Here is a 15,540-nt window from a genome sequence, read left to right as displayed (position 1 = left end):
CGGGTGAACCCCGGCGCGGTCAGCCCAGTCGCGGGATCTCGATCGCGGGGCAGCGGTCCATCACCATCTCCAGGCCCGCGGCCCGGGTCCGCCCGTACGCCGCCTCGTCGACCACGCCAAGCTGGAACCAGACCGCCCGGGCGCCCTTGGCGACCGCTTCGTCGGCGACCGGCCCGGCCAGTTCGCTGTTGACGAAGACGTCGACGACGTCCACGTCGAACGGGATGTCCGCGAGCGAGGCGTAACCCCGCTCTCCGTGCACCGTCTCCGCCTCGGGATGCACGGGCACGACACGCTTGCCGAAGCGCTGCAGCACCTTGGCGACGCCGTACGCCGCGCGCTGCCGGTTGTTCGACAGGCCCACCACGGCCCAGGTGTCGCCCAGCTCGGTGAGGATCTTGCGGACGGTTGCCTCGTCGCCGTACACCGGCGGCCTCCTCGTGCTCCCTGGCGCCCCGCGGATCGGACCACCCGGTCCGCACAACGGACGGCGACGTGCCGGGATTCCCGAGCACCGGGGGGGATGCGGCGAGCGCGCCCCGGTGCGCGACCGCGCCGTCCCGCCTACGCTCGCCTCGTGCTGCGCATCATCGACGCCCGTACCGGAGAACCCGTCCCCGCCGCCCCCGCCCGCCGGGCCCCGACCCGGGTCGAGGCGCACGTGCCGGAGCGCGACGCCACCGCCCTGCGGGTCCTGCTGGTCGCGGACCTCCTGGCGCGGGCCCTGGAGCTCGACGGGACGCCCGTGTGGACGGTCCTGACCGGCGCGGCGGAGCGGGACCGGCTGCGTGAGGACGCCGCCGCCCTCGGCGTCCGGCCCTTCGAGGACGGCCCCGCCGCCGGACACGGACAGGGCGTCCGCGTCGTGGCTGAAGGGGCGCCCCGGGGCGCGGACGGGGACGGGGACGCCCCCGACGCGACGACGGTCGCCGTCGCCCCGGTGCACCCGGCCGCCCCCGACCTCGCCGACCCCGACGCCGTGCGCCTCGCCCTGCTGGAACGGCACCACCACGCGCGCGTGGAGCTGGACGCGGCCGCGCTGGACGACGCCCGGGACACCCTCGCCCGCCTGCGCCGCGCCGTCGCCGACTGGGCCCGGCACCCTTCGCGTCCCGTACCGGGCGAGGTGCGCGACCGGCTTCGGGCCGCCTGGGAGGACGACCTGGACGCCCCGGGAGCGCTGCGCGTCCTGCGCCAGGTGGAGACCGACCCGGACCTTCCGGACGGAGCCCGGTTCGAGATCTGCGCCTACGCCGACCGGTTCCTCGGCCTCCACCTCACCCGGGACGTCGGCTCCGCACCGTGACCACGGACACCGCCACCGGCCGCGACGACGGCGCCGAGGGACGCGGCGGGGCGAGCGCATAGGCTGGCCCGATGCAGGACGAGTACCGCACGGTCGCCCGCGCGGGTGTGCACGAGACCGAGATCAACCGCTCGCGCTTCCTGTGCGCCCTCGCCCCGGCCGCCACCGAACAGGACGCCCAGGCGTTCATCGCGGGCGTGCGCAAGGAGCACGCGGACGCCAGCCACAACTGCTGGGCGTACGTCATCGGCGCCGACGCCGCCGTCCAGAAGGCGAGCGACGACGGCGAGCCGGGCGGCACCGCGGGTGTCCCGATGCTCCAGATGCTGCTGCGCCGCGACATGCGGTACGTCGTCGCCGTCGTCACCCGCTACTACGGCGGCGTCAAGCTCGGCGCGGGCGGCCTCATCCGCGCCTACGGCGGGGCGGTCGGCGAAGCCCTGGACGACCTCGGTACCCTCACCCGGCGCCGGTTCCGCCTGGCCACGGTGACCGTCGACCACCAGCGGGCCGGGAAGCTCCAGAACGACCTGCGCACCGCCGGCCGCGCGGTGCGCGACGTGCGGTACGGCGAGGCCGTCACCATCGAGGTCGGTCTGCCGGAGGCCGACGTGGACACCTTCCGCTCCTGGCTCGCCGACGCCACCGCGGGCTCGGCCGGGTTCGAACTGGGCGGAGAGGCCTACGGCGACGCCTGACAAGGCGGACAACCAGGGCGTAACGGGGCTTGGTGGAATGCGATTGAGGGGCGAAACGGGAGTTACCTCCCGGGCTGTCGGACCCTCCCGTTAGTCTCGGGGATCATGCGACTGCTGCACACTTCCGACTGGCACCTCGGCCGGGCGTTCCACCGGGTGAACATGCTCGGCGCTCAGGCCGGGTTCATCGGCCACCTCGTCGAGACCGTGCGCGAGCACGCCGTCGACGCCGTGGTCGTGTCGGGAGACGTGTACGACCGCGCGGTGCCCCCGCTCGCCGCCGTCGAGCTGTTCGACGACGCGCTGCACCGCCTCGCCGACCTCGGCGTGCCCACGGTGATGATCTCCGGCAACCACGACTCGGCCCGCCGTCTCGGGGTCGGGGCCGGGCTCATCGACCGGGCCGGCATCCACCTGCGCACCGACCCGGCGGGCTGCGGCACCCCGGTGGTGCTGACCGACGCCCACGGGGACGTGGCCTTCTACGGACTGCCGTATCTCGAACCGGCGCTGGTGAAGACCGAGTTCGGCGTGGAGAAGGCGGGGCACGAGGCCGTGCTCGCCGCCGCCATGGACCGGGTGCGCGCCGACCTCGCCACGCGCGCTCCGGGCACCCGTTCCGTCGTCCTCGCGCACGCCTTCGTCACCGGCGGCGAGCAGAGCGACAGCGAGCGGGACATCACCGTCGGCGGGGTCGCCGCCGTGCCCTCCGGCGTCTTCGAGGGCGTCGACTACGTGGCGCTGGGGCACCTGCACGGCTGCCAGACCCTCACCGAGCGCGTCCGCTACTCCGGCTCGCCGCTGCCGTACTCCTTCTCGGAGCACCGGCACCGCAAGAGCATGTGGCTCGTCGATCTGGACGCCGACGGGTCGGTCACCGCCGAGCGCCTCGACTGCCCGGTGCCGCGCGCGCTGGCCCGGCTGCGCGGCAGGCTGGAGGACCTGCTCGCCGACCCGGAACTGACCGGGCACGAGGACGCGTGGATCGAGGCGACCCTCACCGACCCGGTCCGCCCGGACGAGCCCATGGCCCGGCTCACGGAGCGGTTCCCGCACACGCTGAGCCTCGTCTTCGACCCCGAGCGGGCCCCCGACGAGCCCGGCGTGTCCTATGCCCGGCGCCTCGCCGACCGCAGCGACCAGCAGATCGCGGAGGACTTCGTGACCCACGTGCGCGGCGCCGGGCCCGACGACCACGAGCAGGGCGTGCTGCGGGACGCCTTCGACGCCGTGCGCGCGGACGAGAGCGTGCGGGAGGTGGCCCGGTGAGGCTGCACCGGCTGGACATCACCGCCTTCGGGCCCTTCGGCGCCCAGCAGAGCGTCGACTTCGACGACCTGTCGGCCGCCGGACTGTTCCTGCTGCACGGCCCCACCGGCGCCGGAAAGACCTCCGTCCTCGACGCCGTCTGCTACGCCCTGTACGGCTCGGTGCCGGGCGCCCGGCAGGGCAGCGGCCAGGGCATCACACTGCGCAGCGACCACGCGGCCGTCGGCACCCGCACCGAGGTGCGCCTCGAACTGACCGTCGCGGGGCGCCGGTTGGAGATCACCCGGCAGCCGCCCTGGGAACGGCCGAAGCTTCGCGGCAAGGGCACCACCGTCGACAAGGCGCAGACCTGGCTGCGCGAGTACGACGCGACGACCCGCGCCTGGAAGGACCTCAGCCGCTCCCACCAGGAGATCGGCGAGGAGATCACCCAGCTGCTCGGCATGAGCCGCGAGCAGTTCTGCCAGGTCGTGCTGCTGCCCCAGGGCGACTTCGCCCGCTTCCTGCGCGCCGACGCCGAAGCACGCGGCAAGCTCCTCGGCCGCCTCTTCGACACCCGGCGGTTCGCCGAGGTCGAGAAGCGTCTCGCCGAACGGCGCCGCACCACCGAGGCCCGGGTCCGCGAGGGCGACGCCACCCTGCTGGCCGACGCGCACCGGATGCAGCAGGCCGCCGGTGACGCCATGGAGCTGCCGGAACTGGCACCGGGCGAACCGGGACTGGCCGAGGCGGTCCTCAGCGCCGCCGCCGTCGCCCGCGGCACCGCCCGCGAGCGGCTCACCATCGCCGACGGCCGGCTCGCGGCCGCCGAGTCCGCCCGGGCCGCAGCCGGACGCGACCTGGCCGACACCCGCGAACTCGACCGGCTGCAACGCCGGTTCGCCGAGGCACGGGAGCGGGCCGCACGACTGGCGGAGCGGGCCGACACCCACCGTGCCGCGCAGGAGCGCATGGAACGGGCCCGCAAGGCCGAGGCGGTGGCCCCCGCCCTGGAGCTGCGGGACGCCGCCGACAGCGAGCACCGGAGGGCGGCGGACGCGGAGGCACGCGCCCGTGCCCTGCTGCCGCGGGCCCTCGCCGACGCGGGTGCCACCGGCCTCGCCGCCGCCGCCCGCCGGGCCGCCGAGGAACTGGGCGGCCTCGAGTCGGCCAGGCGTGCCGAACGGCGCCTCGCCGACCTGGTCGAGGAGCGGGACGGCCTCGACCGGCAGGAACGCGCCGACGACGAGGTCCGCCAGGAGGCGGAGACCTGGCTCGCCGACTGGGAGTCCACCCGCGCCGCACTCCAGGGCCGCGTCGACTCCGCGCAGGAGGCCGCCACCCGCGCGGAACAGCTTGCCGTACAGCGCGAACCGGCGGGGCGCAAACTGGAGGCCGCCCGGCAACGGGACCGGCTCACCGAAGACACCGAAGAGGCGCGGCGGCGGGCGCTCGCCTCGGCGCAAGACGCCGTCGAGGCCCGCGCCCACTGGCTCGACCTCAAGGAACAGCGGCTGCACGGCATCGCCGCCGAACTCGCCGCGAACCTCACCGACGGCGCACCCTGCGCGGTGTGCGGCGCCACCGAGCACCCCGCCCCCGCCCGCAAGAGGGCCGGGCACGTCGACCGCGACGCGGAGGAGCGCGCCCTCGCCGCCTACCAGGCCGCCGACGAGCGGCGCGCGCGGGCCGAGCGGCACCTGGGCACCGTACGGGAGGCGCTCGCCGCCGCCACCGCGGAAGCCGGGGACGCGCCCACCGCCCGGCTGGCCGAGGAGGCCGAGGACCTGGAGGCGGCGTACGCGCGGGCGCGGGCGACCGCCTCCGGCCTGCACGCCGCGCAGGAGGAGCTGCGGCGGGCCGAAGGCGAACGCGAACAGCGCGTCGCCGCCCAGCAGCAGGCCGCCGTCCGGTCCGCCTCCCGGGTCGCGGGCCGCGAGCGGCTGGAGCGCGAACAGACAACGCTGGAAGAGGAGTTGGCGCGGGCCCGGGGCAGCGCCGAGAGCGTGAGCGCGCGGGCCGCGCAGCTGGAACGAGGGGCGGCGCTGCTCACGGAGGCGGCCGACACCGCCCGCGTCGCCGAGGACACCGCCCAGCGGCTCAAGGACGCCGACGCCCGCCTCGCCGACGCCGCGTTCCGGGCCGGTTTCGACACCCCGGCGGACGCGGCCGCCGCCCTGCTCGACGACACCGCCCATCGCGAGCTGCAAAGACGGCTCGACGCCTGGCAGTCGGAGGACGCGGCCGTCCGCGCGGTCCTCGCCGAGGCCGACACCACCGACGCGGCCCGGCGACCGCCCGCCGACCTCGCCGCGGCGGAACGGACGGCGGCCGACGCGGACCGGCGCCTGCGCGAGGCGTCCTCGGCCCGCGACGCCGCCGCCCGGTGCTGCGCCGAGCTGGACCGGCTGTCCGCGCACGCCACCGCGTCCGTGCGCCGGCTCGCCCCGCTGCGCGAGGAGCACACCCGGGTCGCCCGCCTCGCCTCCCTCGCCGCGGGTACCTCGGCGGACAACGAACGCCGGATGCGCCTGGAGTCCTACGTACTGGCCGCCCGCCTCGAACAGGTCGCCGCCGCGGCCACCGCCCGCCTGCTGCGCATGTCCTCCGGCCGCTACACCCTCGTCCACTCCGACGACCGCACCGGCCGCGGCCGCAGCGGCCTCGGCCTGCACGTCGTCGACGCCTGGACCGGCCGGGAGCGCGACACGGCGACGCTGTCCGGCGGCGAGACGTTCTTCGCGTCGCTCGCCCTCGCGCTCGGCCTGGCCGACGTCGTCACCGACGAGGCGGGCGGCGTCCGCCTGGACACCCTTTTCATCGACGAGGGCTTCGGCAGCCTCGACGACCAGACCCTCGACGAGGTCCTCGACGTCCTGGACGCACTGCGCGAGCGGGACCGCAGCGTCGGCATCGTCAGCCACGTCGCCGACCTGCGCCGCCGCATCCACGCCCAACTGGAGGTCGTGAAGGGGCGGTCGGGTTCGGTACTGCGGCAGCGGGGCGCCGGCTGAGCGCCGTTCCGGCCCCCGCGCCGACCTCAGCGGCCCAGTGGGCGGCGGGGGAGCGGTGAGGAGTACACGACGCTGGTGGTGACCGAGCCCAGGGCGCTGATCCGGCCGGACACCTCCTCCAGGTGGCGCATGGAGCGGGCCGCGACCTTGACGACGAAGCAGTCGTCGCCCGTGACGTGGTGCGCCTCCAGGATCTCCGGCGTGACCGCGACCAGGTCGTGGAACGGCTTGTAGTTGGCGACCGGGTAGCGCAGCCGCACGAACGCCAGGATCGGCAGGCCCAGCCGCTCGGGGTCGACGACCGCCGCGTACCCCTGGATGATCCCCGCCTCCTCCAGGCGCCGCACGCGCTCCGTCACCGCGCTCGCGGACATCGAGACGGCACGTGCCAGTTCGGCGAAGCTGGCCCGCCCGTCCCGCTGGAGGGCGTCGAGGAGGCGCCAGTCGGTGCCGTCCGGGGAATACTCGGTCATCGGAGATGAATAGCAGGGATTCCCCGGTGGGACAAGGCGACGGCCGGGGAATCGCCCTTCGGGCGGGGCGGTGTGGGCCATAGATTTCCGGCTGGAAGATCCACCGAGGAGAGGCCGGACCATGAGCGTCACCACCCCCGCCGCCGGGCACGTCAACGCCGTCCTGCGCACCGCCCCCGCACCGTCCGCCGAAGCCGCCGCGTACTTCCGGGCGAGCCTCGCCTTCCACACCGACGTCTCCGACGTCGCCGAGGCACTCGCGGCCGGCGGCGACCCGGGGTTCGTGCTCGTCGACTGCCGTTCCACCGAGTCCTGGGACCAGGGTCACGTCCCCGGCGCCGTCCACCTCCCCACCGCGCACGTCCCCGAGCGGGCCGGGCAACTCCTCGACCCCGCCGTGCCGGTGGTGACGTACTGCTGGGGCCCCGGCTGCAACGGGGCGACGCGCGCGGCCCTCGCCCTCGCCGAACTCGGCTACCGGGTCAAGGAGATGCTCGGCGGCTTCGAGTACTGGGCGCGCGAGGGCTTCGGGTTCGAGACCTGGCAGGGCGCCGAGCGCCGCGCCGCCGACCCCCTGACCGTTCCGGTGGACGCGGCCGACTGCGGCTGCTGAGCGGCGTGTAGGTTCTGCCGCATGGTGCGATACGCGGAGCCGGGCGCGGTGGAGTGGGTCGAGTCGGGCGGAGGGCCGCTGATCGCGGTACCGGAGACGGTCCTGCCGTTCTGGACCGGCGCCGACGGCGAGGAGACGGACTCCGACTACGACCGGGCCTGCGAGGTCGACGGCCACGTCGGACTGCTCCCGGTCGGCGACTCCACCGCCCTGGTGCTCGGCGACGAACCCGCCTCCACCGCCTACCTCCCCGACCACGGAGCCTTCGTCCGCTGGTGCGCCGCGGACTCCGAGGACGAGGTGCTGGCCGGGGTCCCCGCCGCCCTCGACACCGCCGAGTGGCAGCCCGAGGTGTCGTGGCACGTGCCGGGCCCCGTGTTCCTGTTCGACGCCGCCTGGCCCGGCGCCGCGTCGGACCGCGCCGACCGGGTGCGGGTCGCGCTGGACCCCGGCCGGTACGCGGTGCGCGCGGCCGAGGTGCGCCCCGGCCCGGAGACCTGGCTGAGCCTCGTACACCTGCGGCGGCTCGCCGACCGGTAGCCGGGACGAAAACGACGTGCGGGACGGTCGCGGTCCGCCCATCATGGGTGCCCATGCCACGACTTCCGCACCCCGCCCCCGAAGACCTGCGCCGCGACCCGCTGCCCCTGGGCGGCCGCACCGCCCTCGTCACCGGAGCCAGCCGGCGCGGCGGCATCGGCCACGCCGTGGCCAGGCGGCTCGCCGCGTACGGAGCGAGCGTCTACCTGCACCACCACGTCCCGCACGACGCCGCCATGCCCTGGGGTGCCGACCGCGTGGACGACGTGGTCGACTCCGTACGCGCGGCGCTCGGCGCCCCGGAGGCCGCCGTGCACGCGGGCCCCGGCGACCTCACCCGCCCCGGCGCGCCCGGCGAACTCGTCGCCACCGCCGCCGAAGCGCTCGGCGGACGGCTGGACGTCCTCGTCGCCAACCACGCGCTCAACGGGTTCGACGGCACCCTCGACACCGTCGACGCCGCCATGCTCGACGCCCACTGGCAGGTCGACACCCGATCGGTGCTGCTGCTGATCCAGGCCTACGCCCGCCACCGCGCCGCCCTGCCGCCGCGCACACCCGGTGGGCGGGTCGTGATGATGACCTCCGGCCAGGACATCGCGGGCGGCATGCCCGGCGAGATCGCCTACGCGCTCCAGAAGGGCGCGCTCGCCTCCGTCACGCGCTCCCTGGCGACGACCCTCGCCGACCACGCCGTCACCGTGAACGCGGTCAACCCCGGCCCCGTGGACACCGGCTACCTGACCGGCGAGGACTACGACGCCATCGCCGCGCTCTTCCCCGCCGGGCGGTGGGGGATGCCCGACGACCCGGCCCGCCTCATCGCGTGGCTCGCCACGGACGAGGCGGACTGGATCACCGGTCAGGTCGTCGACTCGGAGGGTGGCTTCAGGCGGTGACGTGAGGGCGGCGCGGTGCCGGCGTCACAGCCGCGACAGCTCGTCCACCAGGTCGTCCAGACCCAGCGAGCCCTGGGAAAGCGCCGCCATGTGCCACGCCTTCAGGTCGAAGGAGTCGCCGTGCCGCTCGCGGGCCTTCTCCCGGCCCAGCAGCCAGGCCCGCTCACCGAGCTTGTAGCCGATCGCCTGGCCCGGGATCGTCAGATACCGGGTCAGCTCGCTCTCCACGAAGTCCGCCGGACGGCTGCTGTGCGCCCCGAAGAACTCCTGCGCCAGCTTCGGCGTCCAGCGCTCACCCGGGTGGAAGGGCGAGTCCGCCGGGATCTCCAGCTCCAGGTGCATGCCGATGTCCACGATGACGCGGGCGGCCCGCATCATCTGCGCGTCCAGGTAGCCGAGGCGCTGCTCCGCGTCCGTGAGGTAACCCAGCTCGTCCATCAGCCGCTCCGCGTACAGCGCCCAGCCCTCGGCGTTGGCGCTGACCATGCCCACCGAAGCCTGGTAGCGGGAGAGGTCCTGAGCCACGTGCGTCCACTGGGCGAGCTGGAGGTGGTGGCCCGGGACGCCCTCGTGGTACCAGGTCGAAACCAGGTCGTACACGGGGAAGCGGGTCTGCCCCATCGTCGGCAGCCAGGTGCGGCCGGGACGCGAGAAGTCCTCCGACGGCGAGGTGTAGTAGGGCGCCGCCGCGCTGCCGGGCGGCGCGATGCGCGACTCCACCCTCCGCACCCGCTCGGCGAGTTCGAAGTGCGTGCCGTCCAACTGCTCGATCGCCTGGTCCATCAGGCCCTGCAGCCAGTCGCGGACCTCGTCGACGCCCTCGATGTGCCTGCCGTGCTCGTCCAGGTGCGCCAGCGCCACCCACGGCGTCTTCGCGCCCGGCAGGATCTTCTCGGCCTCCGCCTTCATCTCGGCCAGCAGGCGGTGGTACTCGGACCAGCCGTACGCGTACGCCTCGTCCAGGTCCAGGTCCGTGCCGTTGTAGTAGCGCGACCAGCGGGCGTAGCGCTCCCGGCCCACCGTGTCCGGGGCGCCCTCGATGGCCGGGGCGTACACGTCGCGCATCCAGTCCCGCAGTTCCGCCACGGCGGCGGTCGCACCCCGGGCGGCCTCGTCCAGCTCCGCGCGCAGCGCCTCGGGGCCGTCGGCGGCGAAGTCCTCGAACCAGCCACGCCCCTCGCCCGTGTCCGCCCACTCGCCGAGCTGCTCGACGAAGGTGGCGGTCGGCCGCGGCGCCGCGTACAGCCCGCGCTCCAGTCCCAGGGACAGGGACGCGCGGTAGCCCGCCAACGCCGCAGGCACCGCCCGCAGCCGCTCGGCGATCCGGGCCCAGTCCTCGTCGGTCCCGGTCGGGGTGAGGGTGAAGACCTCGCGCACCGAGTGGGCGGCGGTGCCCATGTTGCCGACCGAACGCAGGCCCTCGTCGGCCTCGTGCACCGCGAGTTCGGCGGTGAGGCGCTCACGCAGCAGCCGCGCGCAGCGCCGCTCCACGTCGCTGTCCCCGCCCGGCCGGCGCTCCGCCTCGTCCAGCCGGGCCAGGGTGGCGCGGGCCAGCTCGGCGAGGGCCTCCTGCCCGGCGGGTGAGAAGTCGGGCAGACGGCTGGAACTCTCCGCGACACCGAGGTAGGTACCGGTGACGGGGTCGAGGGCGATGAGCTCGTCGACGTAGGCGTCGGCGACCTCGCGGGGCAGCGGGCTCTTGGTCTCTGACATGCGGACATCCTCGTACGGATACCGGTGCCGCGTCAGCCCGGTGGACCGGGCCCGATCGTGCGGGCGGCCGGATTTCGCTCAGGGCGTGTCCGCGGGCACGGCCGGCGGCAGCAGGGGGCCGCACTCCCACTGCTGGAAGATCAGCCGGGTCTCGACGCGGGCCACCTCCCGCCGGGAGGTGAACTCGTCCAGGACCAGCCGCTGCAGATCCGCCATGTCCGCGACCGCGACATGCACGAGGTAGTCGTCCGGGCCGGTGAGGTGGAAGACGGTGCGCGACTCCGGCAGCGCCCGGATCCGCTCCACGAACGGTCCGACCAGCTCCCGCCGGTGCGGGCGCACCTGCACCGACAGCAACGCCTGGAGGCCACGCCCCAGCTTGGCCGGGTCCAGTTCGAGCCGGTGGCCGAGGATCACACCGGCCCGCCGCAGCCGGGCCACCCGGTCCAGGCAGGTCGACGGCGCGACGCCGACCTGGGCGGCGAGATCGCGGTAGGTGGTCCGGGCGTCGTTCTGCAGCAGCCGCAGCAGATGGAGATCCACCGGATCCAGTACGACGGAATCGGCCATGGCCCGAACGTAGCACGGAGTACGACCTCATCGGCCCGGCCGTTGTTCACCCTTCGGCCATGGACTCAGCGCGCACGCACACGTCATCACCCGACGACGTACGCACCACCGCACCCACGGGCAGGGCACTGGCCACCGAAGCCGTGCACGCCGGCCGCGACGACCTCGCCGCCCGGGGACTGCACGCCCCGCCCATCGACCTGTCCACGACCTATCCGTCGTACGACAGCCGCGGCGAGGCCGCCCGCATCGACGCGTTCGCCGCCACCGGCGCCGAGCCGGACGGGCCGCCGGTGTACGGCAGCCTCGGCAACCCGACCGTCGCCCGCTTCGAGACGGCGCTGGCCCGGCTGGAGGGGACCGAGGCCGCCGTCGCCTTCGCCAGCGGCATGGCGGCGCTGAGCGCGGTCCTGCTGGTCCGCGGCTCGATGGGGTTGCGGCACGTCGTCGCCGTACGGCCGCTGTACGGCTGCAGCGACCACCTGCTGACCGCCGGGCTGCTCGGGTCCGAGGTCACCTGGACCGACCCGGCGGGCGTCGCCGACGCGCTGCGCCCGGACACCGGCCTGGTGCTCGTCGAGTCGCCGGCCAACCCGACGCTGGCCGAGGTCGACCTGCGGGCCGTGGCGCACGCCTGCGGGTCGGTGCCGCTGCTCGTGGACAACACCTTCGCCACACCCGTGCTCCAGCGCCCCGCCGAGCACGGCGCCCGGCTGGTGCTGCACAGCGCCACCAAGTACCTCGGCGGACACGGCGACGTGCTGGCCGGCGTGGTCGCCTGCGACGAGGAGTTCGCCGGGCGGCTGCGGCAGGTCCGCTTCGCCACCGGCGGGGTGCTGCACCCGCTGGCCGGCTACCTGCTGTTGCGGGGACTGTCCACCCTGCCGGTCCGGGTACGGGCCGCCTCCGCGGGCGCCGCCGAACTGGCCGGGCGGCTGGCCGCCGACCCGCGGGTGGCCCGCGTCCACTATCCGCGCATCGGCGGCGCGATGGTCTCCTTCGAGGTCCACGGCGACCCGCACGAGGTCGTCGGGGGCGTCCGGCTGATCACTCCGGCCGTGAGCCTCGGCAGCGTGGACACGCTCATCCAGCACCCGGCGTCCATCAGCCACCGCATCGTGGACCCGGACGACCGGCGGGGCGCCGGGGTGTCCGACCGGCTGCTGCGGCTGTCGGTCGGCCTGGAGGACGTCGACGACCTGTGGGCCGACCTGGACCGGGCCCTGGGGGAGCCCGTCGCCGGCGCCGTTTCGCTGCGGCAGGCGCCGGCGCGGACCGCGTGAGCGCGCCACCACGCCCGCCGGCCGTCACTCCCGGCCGATGCGCTCCCCGTGCGGCAGCGGTGCCGCGGTGCCGGCCGACGGGTCCAGTCGGGCCGTGACGACCAGGGTCCCCTCCTCGATCTGGTAGTCGAGGGGGAGGCCCAGGCCGCGCATCGCGGCGACCATGCCGGTGTTGGACGCCTGCGTGACCGCGTACACGCTCTCGCAACCCGTCTCCGCCGCCATCGCCACCAGGCGGGCGAGGAGTTCGCCGCCGATGCCCCGGCGCTGCCACCCGTCCTCGACGAGCAGCGCGACCTCCGTCTCGTCCCCGTCCCACAGCAGATGACCGAGCCCGACGATCCGCCCGGAGGCGGTCTGCACGGCGAGGGTGCGGCCGAAGCGCGGGCTGAGCAGATGGCCCAGATACCGGTCGGCGTCCCCGACCGGACCGTGGTACCGCATCCCGAGCGTCCGCGCCGAGCAGCGCTCGTGCATCGCCTTCGCGGCCGGAACGTCACGCGTGTCCGCCCGGCGGACCGTGATGTCGCTCCCCTCGGGCAGCGTCAGCACGTCCCGGCCGCGCGGCACCCGCGGACCGAGTCGGGCGTCCAGCTCGACCAGGGCCCGCGCCCGGGCGAACTCGGCCGGGGTGAACGGCAGATGGGGGCGCTCCACGCTGATCACGCCGCCCTCCGGGGCGCGCAGCCGCAGCACCGTGTCCTCGAACGTGCCCTCCGGCGGCACGGCCTGGGCCGCGTGCGCCCCCGTCCGGGCGTCGGCGGTCGCGGGCAGGGACCTGATGGTGCACCGGCCCAGCAACTGCCGCAGCGCCAGCGGCAGTTCCGCCGCGTCCAGGGCCGTACGGGCGGCCAGGCCCAGCACCCGGGTCGGCGCGTCCACCAGGTCGTGGGCGTCCGCCCGCTCGGTCCAGGTCCGGGCACCGCCCGCCGCCGTCACCACCCCGGCCAGCTCCGTCCCGCTCAGCTCATCCGGGGCACGGAGCAGGAACTCGTCCACCGTGCCCTCGGTCAGCGGGTGCGTCTGCAGGCTCAGGATGTCGATCCGCCGCTCGGCGAGGGCCGCGCAGAGCACGGCCAGCGATCCCGGCGCGTCCCGCACCGTCGTCCGCATCCGCCACAGCGCGCTCTCACCGCCCGGTTCGGACCCGGCCGGCCCGGTCCCGGCCGCTCCCGTACCGGTCGGTCCGGTCCCGGCCGGCCGCTCGGGGGTCGGTGGCCGGGCGCCGGTATCGTCCGCCGGCGGCGCCTGCCCGTGGCGTCGTGACCACCGGGTGTGGAAACCCGCCGTGGCGATCAGAGCCGCCAGCGAGGCCAGGACCAGGGCGGGCACCGCGGTGCCGTGCTCCACGAGGTGCGCCACGGCATCCGTCCCATCAGACATGTCTCGACTCATGCACCCACTGTGAAGGAACGGTGTTGCGTGATCACGAACGCTCTGTGACCGATGGGTAAAGAAGGCTTCTGGGGTGCTTTCCGCCCTTTCGGGCCGGTTGCGGGGGCCGCGCACCGGGGGATGACGCCGGTGCGCGGCGCACCCGACAGGCTACGGGACCGGACGCGCGGGCTACTGGCCCACCCGGCCCGGCCGCAGCACCTTCGTGAACAGCACCGTGCCGTCCTGCTCGCGCAGCCGCACCGTCATGTCGGCGCTGTCGCCGTCGATCTCGACCTCGCCGAAGAACTGGTAGCCGCCCGCGGGCGAGACGTTCGAGGCGGTCGGCGCCTTCACGAAGACCCGTTCGGGACCGAAGGTGTTGTCCAGCGCGCTGGCCGGGAACGCGCCCGCGTTGAGCGGCCCGGACACGAACTCCCAGAACGGTTCGAAGTCACCGAACGCGGCCCGGGAGGGCTGGTAGTGCTGGGCCGAGGTGTGGTGCACGTCGGCCGTCAGCCACACCGTGCCGGTGATCCGGCGGTGCTTGACGAAGCGCAGCAGCTCGGCGATCTGCAGCTCGCGCCCCAGTGGTGCGCCGGGGTCGCCCTGCGCGATCGCCTCGATGTTGGGCGCGCCCTCGGTGGCGTCCGGCACGACCAGACCGATCGGCATGTCCGCCGCGATGACCTTCCACACCGCACGCGACCGCGCCAGTTCCCGCTTGAGCCACTCCAACTGCTCGCGGCCCAGGATGCCCTGCGGGTCCACGGTCTGCTCGCCGGGGGAGTTGGCGTCGCGGTACGTCCGCATGTCCAGCACGAACACGTCGAGCAACGGGCCCTGGTGCAGCACCCGGTGCACCCGTCCCTCGCGCGCGCCGGGGCGCAGGGTGGAGATCGGGAAGTACTCTCCGAACGCGCGCCGGGCGCGGGCGGCCAGTACGTCGACGCTCTTCTCCGTGTACCGGTCGTCCGTGTCCGCGATCACCTGGCCCGGGTACCAGTTGTTGCGCACCTCGTGGTCGTCCCACTGGATGATCGACGGCACCCGCGCGTTGAAGCGCCGCAGGTTCTCGTCGAGCAGGTTGTAGCGGAAGTTGCCGCGGAACTCGGCGAGGGTCTCGGCGACCTTGGACTTCTCCTCGGTCGTGATGTTCCGCCAGGTACTGCCGTCGGGCAGGGTCGCCGTCTCCGCGATGGGGCCGTCGGCGTAGATGTTGTCGCCGCTGCACAGGAAGAAGTCCGGGTCCAGGGCGCCCATGGCGTCGTAGATGCGGTAGCCGCCGAGGTCGGGGTTGATGCCCCAGCCCTGGCCCGCGAGGTCGCCGGACCACACGAAACGCACGCCCTCGCGGCGGCGGGCGGGCACGGTGCGGAAGGTGCCGGTGACCGGCTCGCCGGTGCGGCGCGGGTCGTCCGGGTCGGCGAGGAGCACGCGGTAGTGGATCTGCTCGCCCGGCGGCAGGCCGCGCAGCCGGGTGGTGCCGGTGAAGTCGGTGTCGCGTCCGAGCAGCGGACCGTGCCACCGGTGCGGGTGGCGGAACGACTCGGTCGCCGACGTCTCGACGATCATCCGGGCCGGCCGGTCGGAGCGCACCCACACCAGACCGGAGTGGGAGGTCACGTCTCCCGTCTGCACGCCCCAGCCCGCCCCCGGCCGCCCGGAACGGGCGAACGCGGGCGCCGCCCCCAGGGCGGTGGGCAGGGTCAGGGCAGCCGACGCGGCGAGCGAACCGCGCAGCACGCTGCGGCGGCCGGGCAACGGACGATGTGACATGGATGCGCCTCCAGGGACGGGATCCGGCCG

Annotated in this window: 14 protein-coding genes; 8 read left to right on the top strand and 6 right to left on the bottom strand. The window is 74.9% G+C overall.

All coding sequences use genetic code 11. The features are described 5' to 3' along the window. Nucleotides 1-19: 19 nt before the first annotated feature. A complete protein-coding gene (locus tag ACZ56V_RS18385) occupies nt 20-427 on the bottom strand; it encodes a CoA-binding protein (protein WP_398912087.1) in 408 nt (135 codons plus the stop codon). A gap of 150 nt (nt 428-577) precedes the next feature. Between ACZ56V_RS18385 and ACZ56V_RS18380 the strand changes: the two genes are divergently transcribed. The 4 genes from ACZ56V_RS18380 to ACZ56V_RS18365 all read left to right on the top strand — a co-directional run bounded on the left by ACZ56V_RS18380 (nt 578) and on the right by ACZ56V_RS18365 (nt 6,266). Continuing rightward, entirely contained in the window at nt 578-1,306 is a 729-nt protein-coding gene (locus tag ACZ56V_RS18380) for a hypothetical protein (protein ID WP_398912086.1), read from the top strand. A gap of 71 nt (nt 1,307-1,377) precedes the next feature. Then, nucleotides 1,378-2,004 carry a YigZ family protein gene (locus tag ACZ56V_RS18375; RefSeq protein ID WP_398912085.1) on the top strand — a complete coding sequence of 209 codons (627 nt, stop codon included), beginning with the start codon at nt 1,378-1,380 and terminating at the stop codon, nt 2,002-2,004. Between the two features lie 105 nt (nt 2,005-2,109). Next, nucleotides 2,110-3,273 (top strand): exonuclease SbcCD subunit D, encoded by a 1,164-nt coding sequence (locus ACZ56V_RS18370; RefSeq protein WP_468943400.1) that lies wholly within the window; start codon nt 2,110-2,112, stop codon nt 3,271-3,273. Continuing rightward, nucleotides 3,270-6,266: an AAA family ATPase gene (locus ACZ56V_RS18365; RefSeq protein ID WP_468943397.1), complete on the top strand. Its 2,997-nt coding sequence runs from the start codon at nt 3,270-3,272 to the stop codon at nt 6,264-6,266. Before ACZ56V_RS18370 ends, ACZ56V_RS18365 begins: the two co-directional genes overlap by 4 nt. Nucleotides 6,267-6,292: 26 nt before the next feature. On the opposite strand, the gene ACZ56V_RS18360 is transcribed toward ACZ56V_RS18365, so the two are convergent. Further along, nucleotides 6,293-6,739 (bottom strand): Lrp/AsnC family transcriptional regulator, encoded by a 447-nt coding sequence (locus ACZ56V_RS18360; RefSeq protein WP_398912082.1) that lies wholly within the window; start codon nt 6,737-6,739, stop codon nt 6,293-6,295. Between the two features lie 121 nt (nt 6,740-6,860). On the opposite strand from ACZ56V_RS18360, the gene ACZ56V_RS18355 reads away from it, so the two are divergent. The 3 genes from ACZ56V_RS18355 to ACZ56V_RS18345 are packed head-to-tail and all read left to right on the top strand — an operon-like array spanning nt 6,861 to nt 8,791. Then, nucleotides 6,861-7,352 carry a rhodanese-like domain-containing protein gene (locus tag ACZ56V_RS18355; RefSeq protein ID WP_398912081.1) on the top strand — a complete coding sequence of 164 codons (492 nt, stop codon included), beginning with the start codon at nt 6,861-6,863 and terminating at the stop codon, nt 7,350-7,352. Nucleotides 7,353-7,373: 21 nt separating this feature from the next. After that, nucleotides 7,374-7,892 carry an immunity 21 family protein gene (locus ACZ56V_RS18350; protein ID WP_104634417.1) on the top strand — a complete coding sequence of 173 codons (519 nt, stop codon included), beginning with the start codon at nt 7,374-7,376 and terminating at the stop codon, nt 7,890-7,892. Between the two features lie 53 nt (nt 7,893-7,945). After that, on the top strand, nt 7,946-8,791 hold the full coding sequence (locus ACZ56V_RS18345) for an SDR family oxidoreductase (RefSeq protein WP_468943393.1): 846 nt from the start codon (nt 7,946-7,948) through the stop codon (nt 8,789-8,791). 24 nt (nt 8,792-8,815) lie between these two features. Here the strand turns inward: ACZ56V_RS18345 and ACZ56V_RS18340 are convergent, their stop codons facing one another. Next, nucleotides 8,816-10,504: a DUF885 domain-containing protein gene (locus tag ACZ56V_RS18340; RefSeq protein ID WP_467381515.1), complete on the bottom strand. Its 1,689-nt coding sequence runs from the start codon at nt 10,502-10,504 to the stop codon at nt 8,816-8,818. Nucleotides 10,505-10,582: 78 nt separating this feature from the next. Next, on the bottom strand, nt 10,583-11,074 hold the full coding sequence (locus ACZ56V_RS18335) for an Lrp/AsnC family transcriptional regulator (protein WP_398912076.1): 492 nt from the start codon (nt 11,072-11,074) through the stop codon (nt 10,583-10,585). Between the two features lie 59 nt (nt 11,075-11,133). Here ACZ56V_RS18335 and ACZ56V_RS18330 point away from each other — a divergent pair, with 59 nt between their 5' ends. Further along, on the top strand, nt 11,134-12,357 hold the full coding sequence (locus ACZ56V_RS18330; RefSeq protein ID WP_468943390.1) for a trans-sulfuration enzyme family protein: 1,224 nt from the start codon (nt 11,134-11,136) through the stop codon (nt 12,355-12,357). A gap of 24 nt (nt 12,358-12,381) precedes the next feature. Here ACZ56V_RS18330 and ACZ56V_RS18325 read toward each other — a convergent pair whose 3' ends face one another. Further along, nucleotides 12,382-13,740: a GNAT family N-acetyltransferase gene (locus ACZ56V_RS18325; RefSeq protein WP_468943387.1), complete on the bottom strand. Its 1,359-nt coding sequence runs from the start codon at nt 13,738-13,740 to the stop codon at nt 12,382-12,384. A 183-nt stretch (nt 13,741-13,923) separates the two neighbouring features. Then, the gene (locus tag ACZ56V_RS18320) at nt 13,924-15,510 is read right to left on the bottom strand and encodes an alkaline phosphatase D family protein (protein WP_467381511.1); all 1,587 of its coding nucleotides are present in this window, start codon (nt 15,508-15,510) and stop codon (nt 13,924-13,926) included. Nucleotides 15,511-15,540 lie beyond the last annotated feature (30 nt).

The sequence above is a fragment of the Streptomyces sp. NPDC034099 genome, assembly GCF_055575415.1.
Note: the sequence above shows the minus strand (reverse complement) of the source record. Positions and strands in the feature narration are given on the sequence as shown.

Bases quoted from the DNA above. Each gene is read 5' to 3' on its own strand.
- ACZ56V_RS18320 (WP_467381511.1), bottom strand. From the start codon at position 15,510: ATGTCACATCGTCCGTTGCCCGGCCGCCGCAGCGTGCTGCGCGGTTCG.
- ACZ56V_RS18375 (WP_398912085.1), top strand. From the start codon at position 1,378: ATGCAGGACGAGTACCGCACGGTCGCCCGCGCGGGTGTGCACGAGACC.
- ACZ56V_RS18345 (WP_468943393.1), top strand. From the start codon at position 7,946: ATGCCACGACTTCCGCACCCCGCCCCCGAAGACCTGCGCCGCGACCCG.
- ACZ56V_RS18340 (WP_467381515.1), bottom strand. From the start codon at position 10,504: ATGTCAGAGACCAAGAGCCCGCTGCCCCGCGAGGTCGCCGACGCCTAC.
- ACZ56V_RS18325 (WP_468943387.1), bottom strand. From the start codon at position 13,740: ATGTCTGATGGGACGGATGCCGTGGCGCACCTCGTGGAGCACGGCACC.
- ACZ56V_RS18335 (WP_398912076.1), bottom strand. From the start codon at position 11,074: ATGGCCGATTCCGTCGTACTGGATCCGGTGGATCTCCATCTGCTGCGG.
- ACZ56V_RS18330 (WP_468943390.1), top strand. From the start codon at position 11,134: ATGGACTCAGCGCGCACGCACACGTCATCACCCGACGACGTACGCACC.
- ACZ56V_RS18355 (WP_398912081.1), top strand. From the start codon at position 6,861: ATGAGCGTCACCACCCCCGCCGCCGGGCACGTCAACGCCGTCCTGCGC.
- ACZ56V_RS18360 (WP_398912082.1), bottom strand. From the start codon at position 6,739: ATGACCGAGTATTCCCCGGACGGCACCGACTGGCGCCTCCTCGACGCC.
- ACZ56V_RS18370 (WP_468943400.1), top strand. From the start codon at position 2,110: ATGCGACTGCTGCACACTTCCGACTGGCACCTCGGCCGGGCGTTCCAC.
- ACZ56V_RS18350 (WP_104634417.1), top strand. From the start codon at position 7,374: ATGGTGCGATACGCGGAGCCGGGCGCGGTGGAGTGGGTCGAGTCGGGC.